We start from the raw sequence: 21,621 nt of genomic DNA, 5'->3' as shown, positions 1-21,621 counted from the left end.
TGCGAGAGATTATTGTGAATCGTCCGTTTCTTATCGCCCAGATCAGCGACCTGCACCTCAAAGCCGACGGGCGTCTGACTTATGGGGTGGTCGACACGCTGGCCGCGCTACGCCGTGCCGTTGCGCATATCAACGCCAGCAAGCAGCGCCCCGACATCGTGGTGATCAGCGGTGACCTGGTGGATTTCGGGCGCGAGGATGAATATGCCGTCCTCAAACCCGAACTGGAGCACCTGCAAATGCCGTTCTATCTGGTGCCCGGCAATCACGATGACCGCGAGCACTTGCTGGCCGCGTTTGCCGATCAGGTGTACCTGCCGTTGTCGGCCAGTGCGCCGCTGGACTGGGTGGTGGAAAAGTACCCGGTGCGGCTGATCGGCATGGACACGACCATTCCCGGCGAGCATGGCGGGCAGCTGGATTACTGTCAGCTGGACTGGCTGCATGCGCAACTGTCGCGTCGCCCTTATGTGCCGACCGTGATCATCCTGCACCACCCGCCGTTCATCACCGGCATCGGCCACATGGACCGCGAACCGTTCGGCAATGCTTCAGCGCTGGAACGGGTGATTGCTCAGCATCCGCAAGTGGAGCGTTTAATGTGCGGGCATTTGCATCGACCGATGCAGCGGCGTTTTGGTGGCAGCGTGGCGAGCATCTGTCCCGGCACCTCACACCAGATCGTGCTGGACCTCGACGAAGCCGCCCCGGCACATTTCAACCTCGAACCGGCAGGTTATGTGCTGCACCGCTGGCATTCCGAGCAAGGCCTGGTGAGCCATAACGCCGTGTTTGGCGACTATGAAGGGCCGTACCCGTTTTATGATGGTAACGGGTTGATTGATTGACAAGTGTTCTGTGGCTGATTACTCCCACGTTCTGCGCTCAGTGTTCTACACAAGTCTCGATGAGCCCAGAAAACGCGGTTTTCAGGCTTCTGCCCGCAGGGCGTGGGAGCGGACCGGGCGACGCTTCGCTCGTTCGCGAAGACGGTATATCTGACGATACATTTTCGGCGATTATACCGGCCCTTTCGCGGACAAGTCCGCTCCCACGGCCTTCGCCTGCTTTGGATTCTGGCCGAAGGCCGTGGGAGTGGACTTGTCCACGAAGGAGCCGGTGCATTCTCCGAAAATGTATTGTTTGAACTACCGTCTTCGCGGACAAGCGAAGCGTCGCCCGGTCCGCTCCCACAAAAAATACACATTCTAGAGCCGATCAGGCGCCGATGATGCCGCCATCTTCGCGGGTGATCACCATCACCGATGAGCGCGGTTTGCCGTCAGGCAAATGCTCGGGGAAGGTGGAGCCGCCGTTTTCGCCGGGATGCTGGATGCCGATGAACATCGTCTTGTAGTCCGGCGCAAAACTGATGCCGGTGATTTCGCAACCGACCGGGCCCACCAGAAAGCGACGAATCTCACCGCTGGCAGGGTCCGCGCAGAGCATCTGGTTGTTGCCCATGCCGGCGAAGTCGCCCTTGTTGCTGGAGTCGCCATCGGTCTGAATCCACAGGCGACCCGCCTGATCGAAGCTCAGGCCGTCAGGGCTGTTGAACATGTTCTGCGCGTTGATGTTGCTCGACCCGGCCTGCGGCGTACCGGCATACACCGCCGGGTTGCCGGCGACCACGAACAGGTCCCATTCGAACGCCATCGCCGAAGGATTGCTGCCTTCCTCGCTCCAGCGCAGGATCTGCCCGTACTGGTTCTTGGCGCGCGGGTTCGGTCCACCTACCGGCTGACCTTCATCGCCGCGTTTGATGTTGTTGGTCAGCGTGCAATACACCTGGCCGTCCTTGGGGCTGACCACGATCCATTCCGGGCGGTCCATGCGTGTGGCTTTCACGACACTGGCAGCCAGGCGCGCATGAATCAGCACTTCTGCCTGATTATTGAAACCGGCAGCGGCGTCCAGGCCGTTCTTGCCGTGGGTCAGTTCGATCCACTGGCCTTTGCCCTTCGGGTGATCCGGGTTGCTGTCGCCCGCGTCGAATTGCGCGACGTACAAGGTGCCGTGGTCCAGCAGATTGCGGTTGGCTTTCGGGTTCTGGTGATCGATCTTGTCGCGGCTGATGAATTTGTAGATGAACTCGCCACGCTCGTCGTCGCCCATGTACACCACGGCGCGCCCGCCTTTGGTCTGCGTGAACGCTGCGTTCTCGTGCTTGAAGCGGCCGAGCGCGGTGCGTTTGACCGGCGTCGATTCAGGGTCGAACGGATCGATCTCGACCACCCAGCCGTGACGGTTCACTTCGTTGGGGTTCTTCGCCACGTCGAAACGCGGGTCGTGCGGGTGCCAGTTGATTTCTTTACTGGCGGCCACGACGCCGTAGCGTTTCATGCCAGCGTCGAACTTCTGCTCCGGGTTGCTGCTGCCGAAGCAATCAGTGAAGTTCTCTTCACAGGTCAGGTACGTGCCCCACGGCGTCTGGCCGCTGGAGCAGTTCTGGAATGTCCCGAGGACGTGGCTGCCACTCTTGTCGGCTTCCGTCTTGAGCCAGTCATGCCCGGCTGCCGGGCCGCTCAGGTTGATCGGCGTGTTGCCGTGGATGCGACGGTTGTAGCGCGAGTCCTCAACGAACTGCCATTTGCCGTTTTTCTGCTGGACCTCGATCACAGACACGCCTTCAGCGGCGAGTGCCTTCTGCACCTCTTCAGCCGACTGCGGCTCTTTGCCGTGATCGAAGAGATAACGGTAGTTGGTGTATTCGTTGTTGATCGCCATCAGCGCGCGGTCTTTGTGACCCGGCATCGGGAACAGGCACATGCCGTCGTTGTTGTCGCCGAATTGCACTTCCTGCGCCTTGGCGGTGCCTTTGCCGCTCGGGTCGAACGCCGGGCCGCCTGCATGCAACGGCTGACCCCAGCTGATCAGGACCGATGACGTGTAGCCTTTCGGCAAACTGATGCTGTCGGCCGTGGCGGTGGGGATGCTCTAGAAACCCAGCAATGCGCCAGAAGCGGCGCTGACGCTGTTGGCCAGAGCGGTGCGGCTGAGGATATTGCCGCCCAGGAACATCGCTGCCCCACACAAGGCGCCCGCGCTGATGAAGCCGCGACGGGTAAGGCCGACCCGGTTTGCGCCGACCAGGTTTTCCAGATTGGTAGTTTGATTTTCTTCTAATAGTTTCATCATCACGGCTCCCTCGAATATGGCAGCCACCTTAGTGCGCGCATATGACGGAATTGTGTCGCGGTGATGACTTGCCGGCGTTTAAGAGGGGATACCCAGCAGCACGAACGATGCCGCGAATCGTGCCTGCACCACGACGCCAGTTTTCAGCTGTTGAGCCTGCAAGTGCTGAGGCGTCGCCAGGGCGCAGAGTGTCTGGCCGCTCGGGAGCTTTATACGCACTTCGCTGGGGCCATCGTCAGCGTCGATCACGCTTTCGATCTGCCCGATCAGGCAATTGTTTCCATTTGTTTCTTCTGCGTTATCAGCATGCAGTTCCAGCCAGCCGGCCTTGATCAGCGCGACTGCGTCGGTACCAAATTCCAGCCCCAGGTCCAGCGTACTGTCGTGGGTCACTTGCGCGTCGACAAACACCTCATCGGCCAGTCGCAGGCGAATCTGATCGTTGTGGCCCTGACGGGTGATGGCGACGATACGTCCCAGCAACTGGTTGCGCGCACTGGTGCGCAGGGTCAGGCGATTGAGCAGCTCCAGATCGCTGCTGTCTTCGGCGGCTTCCAGCACCTGAGCCTGCACTGCCTGCACGCGTTGATAGAGACGCAGCACCCGTTCGCCCTCGACCGACAGTTTGGCGCCGCCACCACCGCGCCCACCGACGCTGCGCTCGACCAGCGGCTTTTGCGCCAGATTGTTCAGTTCGTCAATGGCGTCCCAGGCCGCCTTGTAACTCAACCCGGCGCTCTTGGCGGCGCGGGTGATCGAACCCTGCTCGGCAATGTGCTGCAACAGTGCAATACGTTGCGGGCGACGGACCATGTGTTGCGTGAGTAAGGGAGGCAGGGACATGGCGATCCGCGATGGCTGGGATGAGCGGGCAGTATGATCGCTCTGGTGCGTGGCGTCGAAAAGCGGATGCGGAGCGTGGGAGCTATGAACGTCTGGGGATGACTATCGTGCCAATGCTCCGCGTTGGCATGCTTTTCGTGACGCTCTGCGTCACAATTCTGCGCCGAGCTGCTGGCTTAAGACCGGACGCGGAGCGTCCACAGCTGCGCTACCACGCGGAGCGTGGGAGCGATATTAAAAGCGGGCTTGTGTATAGAGATGAGCACCTCGCCCATTCAATCCCCCGGCTTGGGCGTCCGCGCCAGGCAATACACATCCACCCGTCGCGCACCTGCGCTGTTCAATAATCGAGCAATAACCTCTGCCGTCGAGCCGGTGGTCAGTACGTCGTCGACCAGCGCCAGGTGTTTGCCGTGCACCCAGTCGGGGTCGCGCAACGTGAATGCGCCGCGCAAGTTGCGTTTGCGCGCTTTGGCGTCGAGACCCTGTTGCGCGGTGGTCTCGCGGCTGCGCAGCACGTGCTGTTCATCGACAGGCAATTGCAGTTGCTGGCCCAGCCACCCGGCGAGCATCGCGGCCTGGTTGTAACCGCGCTGGCGCAGGCGTTTGGTAGCCAGCGGCACAGGCAAAAGACAGTCCGGGCGCGGCTGGCCTTCATCGAAACGGTGCTGGATGAAGTGCCCGCACAGCTCGGCCAGCAGTCGGCCCATTGGCCATTTGCCGTTGTGTTTGAAGCGGGTAATCAGGCTGTCGACCGGAAAGTCATACAGCCATGGCGCGATCACCTGAGCGAAAGCGGGTGACCATTTGCTGCATTGCACGCACTCAAGGCCGGAAATAAGCATCGGCAGTGCGCAGCGTTCGCACTGGTCGCCAAGCCACGGCAACTCGGCTTCGCACGGCACACAGACAGGCGCTGGCACCTCACTGCGTTCGTCGCACAACAAACAGGCCTGTTTGTTTTTTAACCAGATGTAAACCTCGTGCTTGTAGCTGGGTTGACAGCGCATGGCTCTTCCTTAAATATGCCCGACATCCGTGTAGCGCCTGTGGTCTTTCCCGCCCTCGCGCATTGCCCAGAAACACCAAGGAGCCGCCCGATGAGCGCCAGCACCACCGCCACTTTGCGTCACGACTGGACTTTAGCCGAGGTCAGGGCGCTGTTCGTACAGCCATTCAATGACCTGCTGTTTCAGGCGCAAACGGTGCACCGCGCTCACTTCGACGCCAACCGCGTTCAGGTCTCCACGCTGCTGTCGATCAAGACCGGTGCCTGCCCGGAAGACTGCAAGTACTGTCCGCAGTCCGGCCACTACAACACCGGGCTTGAGAAAGAAAAGCTGCTTGAAGTGCAGAAGGTTCTCGAAGAAGCGGCGCGTGCCAAGGCCATCGGTTCGACCCGTTTCTGTATGGGCGCGGCCTGGAAGCATCCGTCTGCCAAAGACATGCCTTATGTGCTGGAGATGGTCAAAGGCGTGAAAGCCATGGGCCTGGAAACCTGCATGACCCTGGGTCGTCTCGATCAGGAACAGACCGAGGCGCTGGCCACCGCCGGGCTGGATTACTACAACCACAACCTCGACACCTCGCCGGAGTTCTACGGCAGCATCATCACCACCCGCACCTACAGCGAGCGTTTGCAAACCCTCGCTTACGTGCGTGATGCCGGGATGAAGATCTGCTCGGGCGGTATTCTCGGCATGGGCGAGTCGCTCGACGACCGCGCCGGGCTGTTGATTCAGTTGGCCAACCTGCCGGAGCACCCGGAGTCGGTGCCGATCAACATGCTGGTCAAGGTTGCCGGCACGCCGCTGGAAAACGCCGAGGACGTCGATCCGTTCGACTTCATCCGCATGCTGGCCGTGGCGCGGATCTTGATGCCCAAGTCCCATGTGCGTCTGTCCGCCGGGCGTGAAGCCATGAACGAGCAAATGCAGGCGCTGGCGTTCTTTGCCGGGGCCAATTCGATTTTCTACGGCGACAAGTTGCTGACCACCGCCAACCCGCAGGCCGACAAGGACATGCTGCTGTTCTCGCGTCTGGGCATCAAACCTGAAGCGGGCGAAGGCCATGCCGACGAAGTGCATCAGGCTGCCATCGAGCAGGCGCTGGTCGAGCAGCAAAGCAGCGCGATGTTCTACGGCGCCGCTTCTGCCTGACCCCCTTGAGCGGGCCGGTTGCCATCGGCCCGCTTTGAATCGCCATCTCCCGCACCGGGGCCCGCATGTCTTTCGATCTCCGCACGCGCCTCGATGCCCGTCGCGCCGCACACCTTTATCGCCAACGCCCGCTGCTGCAAAGCCCGCAAGGCCCGCAGGTCGTGGTCGATGGTCAGCCGTTGCTGGCGTTCTGCAATAACGATTACCTGGGCCTGGCCAATCACCCCGAAGTGATCGCTGCCTGGCAAGCGGGTGCCGAGCGTTGGGGGGTGGGCGGCGGAGCGTCGCATCTGGTGATCGGTCATAGCGCGCCTCATCACGAACTGGAAGAAGCGCTGGCCGAGCTGACCGGACGCCCACGTGCGCTGTTGTTCTCCAACGGCTACATGGCCAACCTCGGCGCGGTGACGGCGCTGGTCGGGCAGGGCGATACGGTGCTGGAAGATCGTCTCAATCATGCGTCGCTGCTGGACGCCGGTCTGCTCAGCGGCGCGCGGTTCTCGCGCTATCTGCACAACGACGTCGACAGCCTGGGCACGCGTCTGGAGAAGTCTGTCGGCGATACGCTGGTAGTGACCGACGGCGTGTTCAGCATGGACGGTGATATCGCTGACTTGCCTGCGCTGGCGCAGGCTGCCAAGGCCAAAGGCGCCTGGCTGATGGTCGACGATGCGCACGGCTTCGGGCCGCTGGGAGCAAACGGTGGGGGGATCGTCGAGCATTTCGGCTTGAGCCTGGAGGATGTGCCGGTGCTGGTCGGTACGCTGGGCAAATCGTTCGGCACCTCCGGGGCATTTGTGGCGGGCAGTGAAGAGCTGATTGAAACCCTGATCCAGTTTGCTCGCCCGTACATCTACACCACCAGCCAGCCACCTGCGCTGGCCTGCGCCACATTGAAAAGCCTGCAGTTGTTGCGCAGCGAGCATTGGCGTCGTGAGCATCTGGCAAATTTAATCCAGCAGTTTCGTCGCGGTGCCGAGCAGCTCGGTCTGCAATTGATGGACAGCTTCACGCCGATCCAGCCGATCATGATCGGCGACGCGGGGCGAGCAGTGCGTCTGTCTCAGTTGTTGCGCGAACGTGGCTTGCTGGTCACTGCTATCCGCCCGCCCACCGTGCCTGCGGGCAGCGCTCGGTTGCGCGTGACGTTGTCGGCAGCCCACAGCGAGGCTCACGTGCAGCTATTATTGAATGCGCTGGAGCAGTGCTATCCGCTGCTGGATGCAAGTGAATCCACGGAGTCCGTTCATGCGTGATCGACTGATTTTGCTGCCGGGCTGGGGCTTGGGTATCTCACCGCTGCAACCGCTTGCGGATGCGTTGCGCGGCCTGGACGAACATTTGCGCGTCGAGATCGAGCCGTTGCCGGAAATCGACAGCTGCGACCTGCCAGACTGGCTCGACGAACTGGACGCCAACCTGCCTGACGACGCCTGGCTGGGCGGCTGGTCGCTCGGTGGCATGCTCGCGGCCGAACTGACCGCGCGACGCGGTGAAGGCTGCTGCGGATTGCTGACCCTGGCCAGCAACGCCTGTTTCGTCACTCATGGCGCTTGGCCGCATGCAATGCCCGCTGTGGATTTCGATGCGTTTCTGGCGGGCTGTTCTGTCGATCCGAGCGCGACGCTCAAGCGTTTCAGTCTGTTATGCACCAATGGCGCAGAAGACCCGCGCGGCCTGGCACGGTTGCTCAAGGCCGGTGCGCCGCATACCTCGTCCACCACGCTGGTCGACGGGCTGAAAGTGCTCAAACAACTGGACACCCGCAGCGCGCTGCAAACCTATCGCGGCCCGCAGCTGCACCTGTTCGCCGGGCTGGATGCCTTCGTGCCGGCCGAGGCAGCGGGTGATCTGCTGGCCTTGTTGCCGGATGTCGAAGTGGGCCTGATCGAACAGGCTAGCCACGCGTTTGTTGTGGAAAACCCCCACGGCGTGGCGGCTGCCATCCATGCTTTTCTGCACGAGTCAGGCGATGACTGATCTTTCCAACCCTAAACCGCCGTCCATGCTGCCCGACAAGCGTCAGGTCGCGGCGTCGTTTTCCCGAGCGGCAGGCAGCTACGACAGCGTCGCTGACTTGCAGCGCAGCGTTGGCAATCAGTTGCTGGCGCGCCTGCCTGCGGGATTCACGCCTTCGCGCTGGCTGGACCTGGGCTGCGGCACCGGTTATTTCAGCCGGGCGCTCGCGCAGGCGTTCGATCACAGCGAAGGCATTGCGCTGGATATCGCCGAAGGCATGTTGCGCCACGCGCAGCCACTCGGCGGGGCGCAGCACTTCATTGCCGGGGATGCCGAACATCTGCCGCTGCGTGACCAGAGCTGCGCGTTGATTTTCTCCAGCCTTGCCGTGCAATGGTGCGCCGATTTTGCAGCAGTGCTGAATGAAGCCCATCGCGTATTGCAGCCGGGTGGTGTGTTTGCCTTCGCCAGCCTGTGCGTGGGAACGTTGTACGAGTTGCGCGACAGTTGGCAGGCCGTTGACGGCCGGGTGCACGTAAACCGTTTTCGTCATGAAGATGACTACCGCCAGCTGTGTGCCGCCAGCGGCCTGCGGGTGCGCAGTCTCGAGGTTCGCCCACAGGTGCTGCAGTACCCGGACGTGCGCAGCCTGACCCATGAGCTGAAGGCACTCGGCGCACACAATCTCAATCCGGGACGCCCGAACGGCCTGACCGGGCGGGCGCGGATTCTGGGCATGGTTCAGGCCTACGAGCGCTTCCGTCAGGAGGCCGGGCTGCCCGCCACGTACCAAGTGCTGTACGCGGTTCTTGAAAAAGCCTGATGGCATTATGTTGTAAGGAAAGATGACCGAAATGAGCGTTGCCTACTTCATTACCGGAACCGATACCGACGCTGGCAAAACCACGGTGGCGGCCGGGCTGCTGCATGCCGCCCGGCTGGCCGGCCTGAGTACTGCGGCCGGCAAACCCGTCGCGTCCGGTTGCGTCATGACGTCAGAGGGCTTGCGCAATTCTGACGCGTTGGCGTTGCGGGCCGAGTGCTCCTTCGAACTGGCGTACGACGAGGTCAACCCGTTGGCGCTGGAACCTGCGATTGCTCCGCATCTGGCGGCGCGTGAGGCCGGGGTCATGCTGACAGTCGATTCGTTGCTGCAACCAATGCGCCACATACTGGCCAAACAGGCAAATTTCACCCTGATCGAAGGCGCCGGTGGCTGGCGTGTGCCGTTGGCCGGGCAGAGCTATCTGTCCGATCTGGCCATCGGCCTGAAATTGCCGGTGATTCTGGTGGTGGGCGTGCGGCTGGGCTGTATCAATCATGCAGTGCTGACCGCCGAAGCTATCGCTCGGGACGGTTTGCATCTGGCGGGCTGGGTGGCGAATGTCATCGACGGTGAAACGTCGCGGCTCGACGAAAACCTTGCCACTTTGATCGAGCGTCTGCCTGCACCGTGTCTCGGACGCGTGCCTCGACTGAGCAGCGCCAGCGCCGAAAATGTGGCGCGGTATCTGGATATCGGCAAGCTGTGCTAACAGCAACGCTATGTGACTGACCCTCAAAGGGGTTTCGGGTTTTCACGATTCTGGCGACGGTGCGGCCTAGTGCCATTGGTCTGGTTGTCGAGTATTTCTGTGCAATAGCTGCTTCAATGGCATGTGTTCGTTTTTTGAACTGAGGATCGGCGTATGCAAATCACCATGAACAACACCCTGTACCCGGGTCTGAGCGCCATGCAGGTCGGGCAGAGCCGTGTGGACCAGGCTGCCACCCAGATCGCCAGCTCCAATGTCGAAGTCTCCGGCAGAAGCCAGTCTTCGGACTTTCAGCTCGAAAACCTGCGCTCGGTCGACCGCAGTCAGCGTTCCGAGCTGCCAGCCAATATTGTCGAGCTCGCAGCCGGCAAGGACCAGTTTGAAGCCGGGCTTGCTGCACAGAGGGCCAGTAACGAGATGCTGGGCACGCTGATCGACACCTACGCCTGATGTTCGCACCACCTTGCGCCGTGCCCTTCGCGCACGGCGTCGATCTATGAATTACTCCGCATCATTGTCCTCTATCACTTCTGTTTCTTCCTGTTCCCTTCACTAGACTTCCGCTAACGTTTTCCCCGAACGGTGCGCATGTGCCTGTGCCCGGCTGTTACGGCGCCTGTGGCAAGGCCGTGGACGAATGGTGCACGGTTCGCTATTGACAAGGTTTGGGCGTAAACGTATGTTTCAAACACCTGTTTGACCGCAAGGCATACGAGATTGTCTGGTGCTTGAGGGTATGTCCCCAGCGACCGCCCGGTCATTCGTTCCAGGATTCATCAGCAGAGGTTATCGCTATGCCTGACTACAAGGCCCCCTTGCGTGATATTCGTTTCGTTCGTGATGAACTGCTCGGCTATGAAGCGCATTATCAAAGTCTGCCCGCTTGCCACGATGCCACGCCGGACATGGTCGATGCCATTCTCGAAGAGGGCGCCAAGTTCTGCGAGCAGGTGCTTGCGCCGCTGAACCGGGTGGGCGATACCGAGGGCTGCACCTGGAGTGAGTCGGGCGTGAAGACGCCGACCGGTTTCAAACAGGCATACAAACAGTTTGTCGAAGGCGGCTGGCCAAGCCTGGCGCATGACCTCGCGCACGGTGGTCAGGGCCTGCCTGAATCGCTGGGCCTGGCGGTCAGCGAGATGGTCGGTTCAGCCAACTGGTCGTGGGGCATGTACCCGGGCCTGTCGCATGGTGCGATGAACACGATCTCCGAGCACGGCACGCCCGAGCAGCAGGACGCGTACCTGACCAAACTGGTGTCCGGTGAATGGACCGGCACCATGTGCCTGACCGAGTCGCACTGCGGCACTGACCTGGGCATGTTACGCACCAGAGCCGAGCCTCAGGCTGATGGCACTTACAAGGTCACCGGCACCAAGATCTTCATTTCTGCTGGCGAACACGACATGGCCGATAACATCGTCCACATCGTGCTGGCGCGCCTGCCGGATGCACCGGCAGGCACCAAAGGCATTTCGCTGTTCATCGTGCCCAAGTTCCTCTCGGCTGCCGATGGCGGCATCGGTGAGCGCAACGCGGTGAACTGTGGCTCCATCGAGCACAAGATGGGTATTCACGGCAACGCGACCTGCGTGATGAACTTCGACGGCGCCACCGGCTACCTGATCGGTCCGCCGAACAAGGGCCTGAACTGCATGTTCACGTTCATGAACACCGCGCGTCTGGGCACGGCACTGCAAGGTCTGGCGCATGCCGAGATCGCGTTCCAGGGTGGCTTGAAATACGCTCGTGACCGTCTGCAGATGCGCTCGCTGACCGGGCCGAAAGCGCCGGACAAGGCCGCTGACCCGATCATCGTTCACCCGGACGTGCGTCGCATGCTGCTGACCATGAAGGCTTTCGCCGAGGGCACGCGTGCCATGGTGTACTTCACGGCCAAGCAGGTCGATATCGTCAAATACAGCGACGATGCAGAGCAGAAGAAAGCCGCCGACGCACTGCTGGCGTTCATGACGCCGATTGCCAAGGCATTCATGACCGAAGTCGGTTTCGAAGCCGCGAACCACGGTGTGCAGGTTTACGGCGGTCATGGTTTCATTGCCGAGTGGGGCATGGAGCAGAATGTTCGCGACAGCCGTATTTCGATGCTGTACGAAGGCACCACCGGCATTCAGGCACTCGACCTGCTGGGCCGCAAGGTGTTGATGACCCAAGGCGAGGCGCTCAAGGGCTTCACCAAGATCGTCCACAAGTTCTGCCAGGGCAATGAAGGCAACGAGGCCGTTCAGGAGTTCGTGACGCCATTGGCTGCGCTGAACAAGGAATGGGGCGAACTGACCATGAAAGTGGGCATGGCGGCCATGAAGGACCGTGAAGAAGTGGGCGCAGCGTCGGTGGATTACATCATGTATTCCGGTTATGCCTGCCTGGCCTACTTCTGGGCCGACATGGCCCGCCTGTCCGCCGAGAAGCTGGCAGCCGGTACCTCGGACGAAGCGTTCTACCGCGCCAAGATCCAGACTGCACGTTTCTACTTCCAGCGCATCCTGCCGCGCACCCGCACGCATGCTGCAGCTATCCTGTCAGGCGCTGCCAACCTGATGGACATGAAAGAAGAAGACTTCGGCCTGGCTTACTAAGCCCTGCGTTAGTCACGAAAACCGCCTGATCATTGATCAGGCGGTTTTTTTATGTCTGGACACCTTTCGTTTCACACGCTTTACAGCGTGGGAATGCCTTGGGTGACGCTCCGTGTCATAGATCTGCGTCGCGCTGCATATTCAAGATCGGACGCGGAGCGTCCAGAAACGCATGCGACGCGGAGCGTCGCACGATAGTTGAGATTATCGTTCCGCACGCTCCATGCAATAAACATTTCCCATCGGCTGCCGTTACAGAAAGTAGCCCGTTATCGATCCTGCTGAATGCATTGTTCGCCGGATGAAGGCACAATGATATCGGTTCGTTCCAGGGCAGGAGATAACCCCTTTTGTTGCGTCCATCCGCTGCACGCCTGAGTCATTTTTTGCCCTCGCTGATGCTGCTGGTGGCAGGGCTTGCGGCTGCGTACGTCAAGGACCTGAACGTCTTCTTCACCTCGCTGTTCAATGTGCTGCCCACGCTGGTCCTGCTGTTGGGCGGCGCTTATTGTTGTGTTTACCGACGACAACGTGAGCTGTTTCTGATGCTCACCGTCTACATCGCCTATTACCTGCTGGATACCCAGACGGACTATTACCGCGACAATGGCAAGGTTCGTGATGACGCGGCGGTGATTTTCCATCTGGTCTGTCTGTTGCTACCGGTGTTGTTCGGCCTGTACGCAGCCTGGGAAGAGCGCACTCACCTGTTCCAGGACATGGTCGCCAGGCTCGCGGTGCTGGTGGCGCTGAGCAGCGTGGCGCTGGGACTCGAGCAAAGTTATCCGGTCGAACTGCAAGCCTGGCTCGCGGACATTCGCTGGCCTGCCTTGCATGGCGACTGGATGAGCCTGATCCAGTTGTCCTATCTGATGTTTCTGGTGTCGTTCGGGGTGCTGGTCTGGCAGTACCTGGAAAAGCCGCGACCGCTGCATGCCGCGCAAATCGTCGGTCTGCTGGGGTTGTTCTGGGCACTGCCGAAGACGTTCATCCTGCCATTCACGCTGAATATTCTGTGCAGTCAGGTGATGTTGATGATTGCGGCGGCCGTCGCCCACGAGGCGTATCAGATGGCCTTTCGCGATGAACTCACCGGGCTTCCCGGCCGTCGTGCGCTCAATGAAAGGATGCAGCGCCTGGGCCGCAACTATGTGCTGGCGATGAGCGACGTCGATCACTTCAAGAAATTCAACGACACCTACGGCCACGATGTTGGCGATCAAGTGTTGCGTCTGGTTGCCAGCAAACTGTCAAAAATCACCAGCGGCGGCGGCAAGGCTTATCGCTATGGGGGCGAGGAATTTGCCATCGTCTTTGCTGCCAGGACGCTCGATGAATGCATGCCGCATCTGGAAGCGATTCGTGAAACCATCGCCCAGTACGAAATCCAGCTGCGCAATAAAGACAATCGTCCTCAGGACGATCAGCAAGGCCGGCAGCGGCGTGGCGGGGCGCATACAGGCAGCTTGTCGGTGACAATCAGTATCGGTGTTGCCGAGCGTCAGCCGGAACATCGCGGCGCGGAAGAAGTGCTCAAATGCGCCGATCAGGCGTTATATGCCGCCAAGGGCGCAGGCCGTAACTGCGTCGTCGCTTTCGACCAGTTGAACCGGCGCGGTGCCGTGCGCACAACCGAAACATCGGCCTGATCAAATCATTCTACTCACGTGACCTGTTGTGACTAATCAGTCATGACACGACCCTATGTGTCTGAAATGTTGTTCGGGTAGACTCGTGAAAACCGACGGCTGATCTGCCTCGCTGCACGCATCGATCGGCCTCCCAAGTTTCTCGCTACGTGTTCACGAGGTTTGCCATGGCTGACTACAAAGCGCCGCTGCGCGATATGCGCTTCGTCCTCAATGAAGTGTTCGAGGTTTCCAGACTCTGGGCGCAACTGCCTGAGCTGGCCGAAACAGTCGATGCTGAAACGGTCGACGCCATTCTCGAAGAAGCCGGCAAAGTCACCAGCAAGACCATCGCCCCGCTGAGCCGTAACGGTGATGAAGAAGGCTGTCACTGGAAAGACACCGTCGTGACTACCCCGGCGGGCTTCCCTGAAGCTTATCGGACTTACGCCGAAGGTGGCTGGGTGGGCGTAGGCGGTAATCCCGAGTTCGGCGGCATGGGCATGCCCAAGGTGGTCTCGGCGCAGGTCGAAGAGATGATCAACTCCGCCAGCCTGGCCTTTGGTCTGTACGCGATGCTGACCTCCGGTGCCTGCGTGTCCATTAACACCCACGCCAGTGAAGCGCTCAAGGCCAAATTCCTGCCCAATATGTATTCGGGCGCCTGGGCCGGGTCGATGTGCCTGACCGAGGCGCACGCCGGTACTGACCTCGGCATGATTCGCACCCGAGCCGAGCCTCAGCCTGACGAGACTTACAGGATCACCGGCAGCAAGATTTTCATCACCGGCGGCGAGCACGATCTGACGGAAAACATCATTCACCTGGTGCTTGCCAAGCTGCCTGACGCGCCGCCCGGGCCGAAAGGTATCTCGCTGTTTCTGGTGCCCAAGTTCATGGTCGGTGACGACGGCAGCGTTGGCGAGCGCAATACCGTCAGCTGTGGCTCCATCGAGCACAAGATGGGTATTCAGGCCTCCGCGACCTGTGTCATGAACTTCGACGACGCGGTCGGCTACCTGATCGGCGAGCCGAATAAGGGCCTGGCGGCAATGTTCACGATGATGAATTACGAGCGCCTGGGCGTCGGCATTCAAGGCCTGGCGTCGGGCGTGCAGTCTTATCAGAACGCTATCGAATATGCCCTCGATCGCATACAAAGCCGTGCCCCGACTGGTGCACAAAACACAGACAAGGCCGCTGACCCGATCATCGTCCACCCCGATGTGCGGCGCATGCTGCTGACCATGAAGGCCTTCAACGAAGGCGGTCGGGCGTTCTCCAGCTACGTCGCGCTGCAACTGGATATTGCCAAGTTCAGCGACGATGACACGGCGCGCAAACGTGCCGATGACCTGGTCGCGCTGTTGACGCCGGTGGCCAAAGCGTTTCTCAGTGATATCGGCCTGGAAACCACGGTACATGGCCAGCAGGTGTTTGGCGGCCATGGCTACATTCGCGAATGGGGCCAGGAGCAACTGGTGCGTGACGTGCGTATCACACAGATATACGAAGGCACCAACGGCATTCAGGCGCTGGATCTGGTCGGCCGCAAGATCGTCGGCTCTAACGGCGCCTTCTATCAGTTGTTCTCGGATGAAGTGCGTCAGTTCATCAGTGCGTCCGACAGTGCGCTGAGCGAATTCACCCGGCCGTTGACCTCGGCGCTGAACATGCTGGATGAGTTGACCGCGTGGGTGCTGGACCGCTCGCGTAACAACCCCAACGAAATCGGCGCGGCGTCGGTGGAGTATCTGCACCTGTTCGGTTACACCGCCTACGCCTACATGTGGGCAATGATGGCCAAGGCTGCCGTCGGCAAGGAGCAGCAGGAAGAATTTTACGCCAGCAAAATGGGCACGGCGCGCTTCTACTTCGCCCGTTTGCTGCCGCGTATCCACTCGCTGGATGCATCTGTGCGCGCGGGCAGCGAGTCGCTGTTCCTGCTGGAAGCGTCACAATTCTGATCGGGAAAAGTCTGTAAGCATTTACTTACACGTCGTGGTGCCATTTGGCCTCTTCCCAAAAAAAGGATCCAAAGTTAATCTTTGTTCATGGACGTAGCGCAGGAAGCGCAATCAGACATAACAAGGACACGTAGGGAAGCCTGCCAGGATGGCGGGGTGAAAGAGAAATCAGGGAAACAGTCTGGAAAGCCCCGCTTCGGCGGGGTTTTCTTTGTCTGCGTTTCAGGCATTCAGACTTCGCGGAGCACGAAATACTGTGCGGAGCGAATATCCGGCGTGATTTTTCGAGGAAAAGACTGGCACCTTGCCACAGCTGTTGAACCCTCATCGATGCCCAAGGTCGATTAGCTGTATGGCCATTTAGAGCCAATCACTCAGGAGCATCCCATGGACATCATTCGTATCATCTTCGCCATTCTGCTGCCGCCCGTGGGCGTGTTCATGCAAGTCGGCTTTGCTGGCGCTTTCTGGCTGAATATCCTGCTGACCCTGTTGGGTTACATTCCGGGCATCATCCACGCGATCTACATCATCGTTTCGCGTAAGTAACGCCCTGGCGCTTTGGTTGATCGTTCCTTCAGCAGGAACGATCAATCGGCCGCATCAAGCACATCCCGGTAAAACTTCCATTCCTTTTCCAGCGCATCTGCCAGGTTGTTTGCCTTGCGGAACCCATGATGCTCGTCCGGATAAAAATGCGCTTCGGTCTTGATGCCCCTGTCCTGCAAGGCCTTGAGCATGGAACGCGTCTGCTCCGGCACCACCACGGCATCCAGTTCGCCCTGAAAGAAAATCACCGGCACGCTGATGCGTTCTGCATGTAATAAAGGCGTGCGGGCCTCATAGCGCTCGATGTCCTTGAGCGGGTCACCGATCAGCCAGTCCAGATAATCACCCTCGAACTTATGCGTGGCCTTCGCCAGCGCTACCGGATCGCTGACCCCGTACAGGCTGGCCCCGGCGCGAAACACGTCTTGAAAGGCGAGTGCGCACAAGGTGGTATAACCGCCTGCGCTGCCGCCGCGTATGAACGCCTGCTGCTCATCGATCAGACCACGTTCGGCCAGATGGCTGACCACCGCACAGGCATCCTCGACATCCGCCACGCCCCAGGTCAGATGCAGGCTTTGTCGATACTCGCGGCCGTAGCCGCTGCTGCCACGATAGTTCAGGTCCGCCACGGCAAACCCGCGATGTGTCCAGTATTGAATACGCGGGTCCAGCACCGGGTAGCAGGCCGACGTCGGGCCGCCGTGAATGAAGACCACCAGCGGCGGCGTTTGCACTCCGGTCATGGCTGGGTAGAAATAACCGTAAGCCTCGGCGCCGCCGCTGGGATAGCGCAACGCCTGCGGAAGGCTGATCTGCTCGACCGGCAACGGAGAGCCGCCACCGGCCAACACCTGCACGCGTTGATCGGCTCGGGAGATGGCCAGCACGGCAGAGGTGCTGACCGCCGAGGCTGCGATGCAGTAGATAAAGTCTTCGTCGACTGCCAGGCTGCGGAACCGGTTGTATCCGGCGCTGAAATCCTGCGCCGAGCCGTCTGCGTTTTTAAGGCCCAGTACCCACGAGCCGTCCTGCGCCCAACTGGCCAGATAACCCTCGTTGATCGGCAGCCAGGTGCAACTGCCCAGTTGCCACGGCGCGGACGCATGATCAGCGGGCGCGGCCGCAAGCGGTGCAAACCCGGAAGGCGACTCGCCCCATGGCTGCCAGAAGCCGCCGCGATCAGTCAGGCAGAACAGCCGGCCCTGCGCGTCGAAGCGCGGTTGTTGCAAGGATTCTTCGGTGTCATCACCTGCAACACACAACGCAGCACCCCAGTGGCCATCGTCCTGCCGGGTTGCGCACATCAGGCGGGTGCGGGTCCACGGTTGATGGGGGCGCTGCCATTCGATCCAGGCGAGGCGTTTGCCGTCGGCGCTGATAACGGGTGACGCGTAGAAGTCGGCGCCTTCGGCCAGCAGCGTGCGCTGACCATCCACCAAGGCGATGGCGACCAGCCGGTGGGTGTCGTGGTCTTCTTCGACGGCGAGAACCTGGTCGTTGCTGAAAAACAGGCCGCCGTAACGTTTGTCGCCATGAGTCAGGGCCAGCGGTTCACTGGCGTCCAGCGCCTGTCGATAAAGCTGCTGATCGCGTTCATTGACGAACACCACACCGTCGTCGGCCAGGCAGAACGACCCGCCGCCGTATTCATACACCCGGCTGCGCACGCTGTAGCCCTGCGGCGTCAGGCAGCGCTTGCTGTTCGCGTACCAGTGCCAGAGGCGACTGGCCCCGTCTTCGGACCGATATTCATTCCAGAACAGGCCTGCGGAGTTGACGTCCAGCTCGGCGAAGTCGACGCCCGCTGCAACCGCCTGAGCGGCAGTCAGGGGTTCAGGAAGATTTTGCGATGAGTCGTGAGTTTCGGTCATTGCGAAAGGCCAGCTCTTCAATGGTTTGAGTAGCGGTTTCGGACTCGTCGCGAGCCTGAGTGATGATCCCGTGGTGATAGGATTTGCTGCACACCGGATCGGCGTTGGCCGCATCACCGGTCAGCATGAACGCCTGGCAGCGGCAGCCGCCGAAGTCCTTTTCTTTCTCGTCGCACGAACGGCACGGCTCGGGCATCCAGTCGTAACCGCGAAAACGGTTGAAGCCGAACGAGTCGTACCAGATGTGCTGCATGCTGTGGTCACGCACGTTGGGGAACTGGATCGGCATCTGCCGCGCGCCGTGACAGGGCAGGGCAGTGCCGTCCGGGGTCACGGTCAGGAAGATATTGCCCCAGCCATTCATGCAGGCCTTGGGGCGCTCTTCATAGTAATCGGGGGTGACGAAGATCAGTTTGCACGGGTGATTTTCCGCCTCTAGCCGCGCCCGGTATTGATTGGTGACGGCTTCGGCACGCACCAGTTGATCCTTGGTCGGCAGCAGGCCAATACGGTTCAAATGCGCCCAGCCGTAAAACTGACAGGTCGCCAGTTCGACGAAGTCCGCCTCCAGCGCTAGACACAGCTCGATGATCTTGTCGATCCGGTCGATGTTGTGCCGATGGGTGACAAAATTCAGCACCATCGGGTAGCCATGCTTTTTAACCGCTTTGGCCATTTCCAGCTTTTGCGCGAAGGCTTTCTTCGAGCCGGCGAGCATGTTGTTCACTTGCTCGTCGCTGGCCTGAAAGCTGATCTGGATATGGTCCAGCCCCGCTTGTTTGAAGGCGATGATCTTTTCTTCGGTCAGACCGATGCCCGAGGTGATGAGGTTGGTATAAAAGCCCAGCCGGCGCGCTTCGGCGACCAGCTCGGCGAGGTCCTGACGCACCAGCGGCTCGCCGCCGGAAAAACCGATCTGCGCCGCCCCCATTTCCCGCGCTTCCTGCATGACCTTGAACCACTGCTCGGTGGTCAGCTCCTGGCCCTGTTTGGCGAAATCCAGCGGGTTGGAGCAGTAAGGGCATTGCAGCGGGCAGCGATAGGTCAGCTCGGCGAGCAGCCACAGCGGAAGGCCGACCTCGGGCGTGGGCGGAATGTAGGGACTGTTGGTAGCGGGCGTGATGTCAGACAAGATCGATCCAGTTTTTCTTTTTGGCGCCTTCCATGAACTCGTCGACGTCCATGCCCAGTTCGGGGACATTCGGGAACTGCTGATGAAGCTCATGGATGATGGCAGCGATCGTACGCTGCCCATCGATCAGCCCGCCAATCATGGCCGCGCTGTCATTGAGTTTGATCATGCCTTCAGGGTAAAGCACCACGTGGGCTTTTTGCGCCGGCTCGTACTGAAAGCGATAGCCTTGGTGCCACGTGGGTGTCAACGCGCGGAACGTCGGATCGTGCTTCATAGCGTAATCCCCTTATGCCAGACCTTCTGGTTTGTAACACTGTGATACGGCGGGCGATTCAGCTCGTAGGCCATGGACATCGCATCGAGCATGCTCCACAGAATGTCGAGTTTGAACTGCAGGATTTCCAGCATACGCTGCTGGCCTTCATACGTAGTGTAGTGCTGTAGCGTGATCGCGAGGCCATGTTCTACATCGCGCCGGGCCTGGCCCAGGCGAGTGCGGAAATACGCGTAACCGGCCGGGTCGATCCACGGGTAATGCTGCGGCCAGCTGTCCAGCCGCGACTGATGGATCTGCGGCGCGAACAGTTCGGTCAGCGAGCTGCTGGCCGCTTCCTGCCAATTGGCGCGACGGGCGAAGTTCACGTAAGCGTCGACCGCAAAGCGCACGCCCGGCAGCACCAGTTCCTGAGAGCGCAGTTGATCCGGGTCCAGCCCGACCGCCTCACCGAGGCGTAGCCAGGCTTCGATGCCGCCGTCTTCACCGGGCGCGCCATCGTGATCGAGCAGGCGCTGAATCCATTCGCGACGAATCTCGCGATCCGGGCAATTGGCCAGAATCGCTGCGTCCTTGAGCGGAATGTTCACCTGATAGTAGAAACGGTTGGCGACCCAGCCCTGAATCTGCTCGCGGGTCGCGCGGCCTTCGTACATCGCCACGTGAAACGGGTGATAGATGTGGTAGTACGCGCCCTTGGCACGCAGGGCCTGCTCAAATTCAGCGGGGGACAACGCAGTCGCTTCGCTCATGTCAGTTCCTAAAGCTCGATGCTCATGCCGTCATAGGCAACTTCGACGTTACGCCGCACCAGCTCGGCGCGCTCCGGCGAGTCTTCGTCGAGAATCGGGTTGGTGTTGTTGATGTGGATCAGCACCTTGCGCTGATCCGGGAAACCTTCCAGCACCTCGAGCATGCCGCCGGGGCCGTTCTGTGCCAAATGACCCATTTCCCGGCCGGTACGGGTGCCCACGCCACGGCGCTGCATTTCGTCGTCGTTCCACATCGTGCCGTCGACCAGCAGGCAATCGGCAGCGCGCATTTTCTCGGCGAGCGCTTCAACGACCTTGCCCAGCCCCGGCGCATAGAACAGCTTGCCGCCGGTGCGCGTATCCTCGACCAGCAGGCCAATGTTGTCGCCTGGATGCGGGTCGAAGCGGTGCGGCGAGTAGGGCGGTGCGGCGCTGCGCAACGGGAAGGGCGTGAAGCGCAGGTTCGGGCAGGCCGGGATCACGAAACTGCCTTGCAGCTCGATACGGTTCCAGTTCAGGCCACCGTTCCAGTGCTTGAGCATTTCGAACAGCGGGAAGCCGGTGCTCAGATCTTCGTGAACCATGTCGGTACACCAAACCTGGTGCGGGCACCCTTCGCGCAGGCTGAGCAGGCCGGTGGTGTGGTCGATCTGGCTGTCCATCAGCACGATGGCGCTGATGCCGGTGTCACGAAGCGCCCGGCCTGGCTGCATGGGCGCGAAGCTCTGCAATTGCGCGCGAATATCCGGCGACGCGTTGCACAGCACCCAGTTCACGCCATCATCGGACAGCGCAATGGACGACTGGGTACGCGCCTGGGCCCGCAGGCTGCTATCGCGAAAACCTGCGCAATTGACGCAGTTGCAGTTCCATTGGGGGAATCCACCGCCCGCAGCGGAACCTAGAATCTGGATGTACATGTCAGCTCCCTGGCACACAATCTGGAACACAAAAATAAACAACCGCCACAACCATAAAAAAAGCCCCGGCGAACCGAGGCTTCACAACGCACTGAAATCAACGGCTTGCGAAGTACATGGTGACTTCAAAACCGATACGCAGATCAGTGTAAGCAGGTTTAGTCCACGACATAAAATCTCCTCGGATAAGTGCAGCGGTGGGTGACTACATCTTAGTGCATCGCTGGAGGCATACGTTCAGATGCTTAGGGAGCTATGTTACTCATTTTAACAATTAAGCAGGGCCAG

At 60.4% G+C, this 21,621-nt stretch carries 19 protein-coding genes and 1 pseudogene; 11 read left to right on the top strand and 9 right to left on the bottom strand.

The window, feature by feature from the left end:
• Positions 1 to 14: 14 nt before the first annotated feature.
• Entirely contained in the window at positions 15 to 848 is an 834-nt protein-coding gene (locus BLT55_RS18845) for a phosphodiesterase (protein ID WP_054999096.1), read from the top strand.
• Between the two features lie 370 nt (positions 849 to 1,218).
• On the opposite strand, the pseudogene BLT55_RS18840 reads toward BLT55_RS18845, so the two are convergent.
• From BLT55_RS18840 to BLT55_RS18830, 3 genes and pseudogenes are all read right to left on the bottom strand, one after another.
• Positions 1,219 to 3,135: pseudogene (locus BLT55_RS18840) on the bottom strand (PhoX family protein).
• An 81-nt stretch (positions 3,136 to 3,216) separates the two neighbouring features.
• Positions 3,217 to 3,981: a TOBE domain-containing protein gene (locus BLT55_RS18835; RefSeq protein ID WP_054999097.1), complete on the bottom strand. Its 765-nt coding sequence runs from the start codon at positions 3,979 to 3,981 to the stop codon at positions 3,217 to 3,219.
• A gap of 275 nt (positions 3,982 to 4,256) precedes the next feature.
• The gene (locus tag BLT55_RS18830) at positions 4,257 to 4,991 is read right to left on the bottom strand and encodes a ComF family protein (RefSeq protein WP_054999098.1); all 735 of its coding nucleotides are present in this window, start codon (positions 4,989 to 4,991) and stop codon (positions 4,257 to 4,259) included.
• 90 nt (positions 4,992 to 5,081) lie between these two features.
• Between BLT55_RS18830 and bioB the strand changes: the two genes are divergently transcribed.
• The 10 genes from bioB to BLT55_RS18775 all read left to right on the top strand — a co-directional run bounded on the left by bioB (position 5,082) and on the right by BLT55_RS18775 (position 16,378).
• On the top strand, positions 5,082 to 6,140 hold the full coding sequence (gene bioB / locus BLT55_RS18825; RefSeq protein ID WP_054999099.1) for a biotin synthase BioB: 1,059 nt from the start codon (positions 5,082 to 5,084) through the stop codon (positions 6,138 to 6,140).
• 65 nt (positions 6,141 to 6,205) lie between these two features.
• Complete coding sequence (gene bioF, locus BLT55_RS18820; RefSeq protein ID WP_054999100.1) at positions 6,206 to 7,396, top strand: 8-amino-7-oxononanoate synthase; 1,191 nt, start codon at positions 6,206 to 6,208, stop codon at positions 7,394 to 7,396.
• Positions 7,389 to 8,120, top strand: coding sequence for an alpha/beta fold hydrolase (locus BLT55_RS18815; protein ID WP_054999101.1), 732 nt, complete (start codon positions 7,389 to 7,391; stop codon positions 8,118 to 8,120). Before bioF ends, BLT55_RS18815 begins: the two co-directional genes overlap by 8 nt.
• Positions 8,113 to 8,922 carry a malonyl-ACP O-methyltransferase BioC gene (bioC, locus tag BLT55_RS18810; protein ID WP_054999102.1) on the top strand — a complete coding sequence of 270 codons (810 nt, stop codon included), beginning with the start codon at positions 8,113 to 8,115 and terminating at the stop codon, positions 8,920 to 8,922. The genes BLT55_RS18815 and bioC overlap by 8 nt, the downstream gene beginning before the upstream one ends.
• Positions 8,923 to 8,953: 31 nt before the next feature.
• A complete protein-coding gene (bioD, locus tag BLT55_RS18805; protein WP_054999116.1) occupies positions 8,954 to 9,634 on the top strand; it encodes a dethiobiotin synthase in 681 nt (226 codons plus the stop codon).
• 153 nt (positions 9,635 to 9,787) lie between these two features.
• Positions 9,788 to 10,084: a hypothetical protein gene (locus BLT55_RS18800; RefSeq protein WP_007247982.1), complete on the top strand. Its 297-nt coding sequence runs from the start codon at positions 9,788 to 9,790 to the stop codon at positions 10,082 to 10,084.
• Between the two features lie 344 nt (positions 10,085 to 10,428).
• A complete protein-coding gene (locus BLT55_RS18795) occupies positions 10,429 to 12,234 on the top strand; it encodes a phenylacyl-CoA dehydrogenase (RefSeq protein ID WP_054999103.1) in 1,806 nt (601 codons plus the stop codon).
• Positions 12,235 to 12,584: 350 nt separating this feature from the next.
• Entirely contained in the window at positions 12,585 to 13,883 is a 1,299-nt protein-coding gene (locus tag BLT55_RS18785; RefSeq protein WP_054999104.1) for a GGDEF domain-containing protein, read from the top strand.
• Positions 13,884 to 14,050: 167 nt separating this feature from the next.
• A complete protein-coding gene (locus BLT55_RS18780; RefSeq protein ID WP_054999105.1) occupies positions 14,051 to 15,829 on the top strand; it encodes an acyl-CoA dehydrogenase C-terminal domain-containing protein in 1,779 nt (592 codons plus the stop codon).
• Between the two features lie 387 nt (positions 15,830 to 16,216).
• A complete protein-coding gene (locus BLT55_RS18775) occupies positions 16,217 to 16,378 on the top strand; it encodes a YqaE/Pmp3 family membrane protein (RefSeq protein WP_002555565.1) in 162 nt (53 codons plus the stop codon).
• A gap of 41 nt (positions 16,379 to 16,419) precedes the next feature.
• Here BLT55_RS18775 and BLT55_RS18770 read toward each other — a convergent pair whose 3' ends face one another.
• The 6 genes from BLT55_RS18770 to pqqA form a co-directional block, all read right to left on the bottom strand.
• Positions 16,420 to 18,252, bottom strand: a complete 1,833-nt coding sequence (locus BLT55_RS18770) for a S9 family peptidase (protein WP_054999106.1) — start codon at positions 18,250 to 18,252, stop codon at positions 16,420 to 16,422.
• Positions 18,215 to 19,384, bottom strand: coding sequence for a pyrroloquinoline quinone biosynthesis protein PqqE (pqqE, locus tag BLT55_RS18765; RefSeq protein WP_054999107.1), 1,170 nt, complete (start codon positions 19,382 to 19,384; stop codon positions 18,215 to 18,217). Before pqqE ends, BLT55_RS18770 begins: the two co-directional genes overlap by 38 nt.
• On the bottom strand, positions 19,377 to 19,661 hold the full coding sequence (gene pqqD, locus BLT55_RS18760) for a pyrroloquinoline quinone biosynthesis peptide chaperone PqqD (RefSeq protein WP_054999108.1): 285 nt from the start codon (positions 19,659 to 19,661) through the stop codon (positions 19,377 to 19,379). The genes pqqE and pqqD overlap by 8 nt, the downstream gene beginning before the upstream one ends.
• Positions 19,658 to 20,413, bottom strand: coding sequence for a pyrroloquinoline-quinone synthase PqqC (pqqC, locus tag BLT55_RS18755; RefSeq protein WP_054999109.1), 756 nt, complete (start codon positions 20,411 to 20,413; stop codon positions 19,658 to 19,660). The genes pqqD and pqqC overlap by 4 nt, the downstream gene beginning before the upstream one ends.
• Before the next feature lie 8 nt (positions 20,414 to 20,421).
• Positions 20,422 to 21,333, bottom strand: coding sequence for a pyrroloquinoline quinone biosynthesis protein PqqB (gene pqqB, locus BLT55_RS18750; RefSeq protein ID WP_054999110.1), 912 nt, complete (start codon positions 21,331 to 21,333; stop codon positions 20,422 to 20,424).
• Between the two features lie 97 nt (positions 21,334 to 21,430).
• Positions 21,431 to 21,505 carry a pyrroloquinoline quinone precursor peptide PqqA gene (gene pqqA, locus BLT55_RS18745; protein WP_003422658.1) on the bottom strand — a complete coding sequence of 25 codons (75 nt, stop codon included), beginning with the start codon at positions 21,503 to 21,505 and terminating at the stop codon, positions 21,431 to 21,433.
• Between the last annotated feature and the right edge of the window lie 116 nt (positions 21,506 to 21,621).

Source organism: Pseudomonas cannabina (assembly GCF_900100365.1).
In the GTDB taxonomy this organism is placed as follows: domain Bacteria; phylum Pseudomonadota; class Gammaproteobacteria; order Pseudomonadales; family Pseudomonadaceae; genus Aquipseudomonas; species Aquipseudomonas cannabina.
Note: the sequence above shows the minus strand (reverse complement) of the source record. Positions and strands in the feature narration are given on the sequence as shown.

Excerpts from the sequence above, each read along its gene's own strand:
- bioC (WP_054999102.1), top strand. The coding sequence starts at position 8,113 with ATGACTGATCTTTCCAACCCTAAACCGCCGTCCATGCTGCCCGACAAG.
- BLT55_RS18835 (WP_054999097.1), bottom strand. The coding sequence starts at position 3,981 with ATGTCCCTGCCTCCCTTACTCACGCAACACATGGTCCGTCGCCCGCAA.
- pqqC (WP_054999109.1), bottom strand. The coding sequence starts at position 20,413 with ATGAGCGAAGCGACTGCGTTGTCCCCCGCTGAATTTGAGCAGGCCCTG.
- bioF (WP_054999100.1), top strand. The coding sequence starts at position 6,206 with ATGTCTTTCGATCTCCGCACGCGCCTCGATGCCCGTCGCGCCGCACAC.
- BLT55_RS18775 (WP_002555565.1), top strand. The coding sequence starts at position 16,217 with ATGGACATCATTCGTATCATCTTCGCCATTCTGCTGCCGCCCGTGGGC.
- BLT55_RS18830 (WP_054999098.1), bottom strand. The coding sequence starts at position 4,991 with ATGCGCTGTCAACCCAGCTACAAGCACGAGGTTTACATCTGGTTAAAA.
- BLT55_RS18815 (WP_054999101.1), top strand. The coding sequence starts at position 7,389 with ATGCGTGATCGACTGATTTTGCTGCCGGGCTGGGGCTTGGGTATCTCA.
- BLT55_RS18800 (WP_007247982.1), top strand. The coding sequence starts at position 9,788 with ATGCAAATCACCATGAACAACACCCTGTACCCGGGTCTGAGCGCCATG.
- BLT55_RS18780 (WP_054999105.1), top strand. The coding sequence starts at position 14,051 with ATGGCTGACTACAAAGCGCCGCTGCGCGATATGCGCTTCGTCCTCAAT.
- pqqD (WP_054999108.1), bottom strand. The coding sequence starts at position 19,661 with ATGAAGCACGATCCGACGTTCCGCGCGTTGACACCCACGTGGCACCAA.
- bioD (WP_054999116.1), top strand. The coding sequence starts at position 8,954 with ATGAGCGTTGCCTACTTCATTACCGGAACCGATACCGACGCTGGCAAA.
- BLT55_RS18795 (WP_054999103.1), top strand. The coding sequence starts at position 10,429 with ATGCCTGACTACAAGGCCCCCTTGCGTGATATTCGTTTCGTTCGTGAT.
- bioB (WP_054999099.1), top strand. The coding sequence starts at position 5,082 with ATGAGCGCCAGCACCACCGCCACTTTGCGTCACGACTGGACTTTAGCC.
- pqqB (WP_054999110.1), bottom strand. The coding sequence starts at position 21,333 with ATGTACATCCAGATTCTAGGTTCCGCTGCGGGCGGTGGATTCCCCCAA.
- BLT55_RS18770 (WP_054999106.1), bottom strand. The coding sequence starts at position 18,252 with ATGACCGAAACTCACGACTCATCGCAAAATCTTCCTGAACCCCTGACT.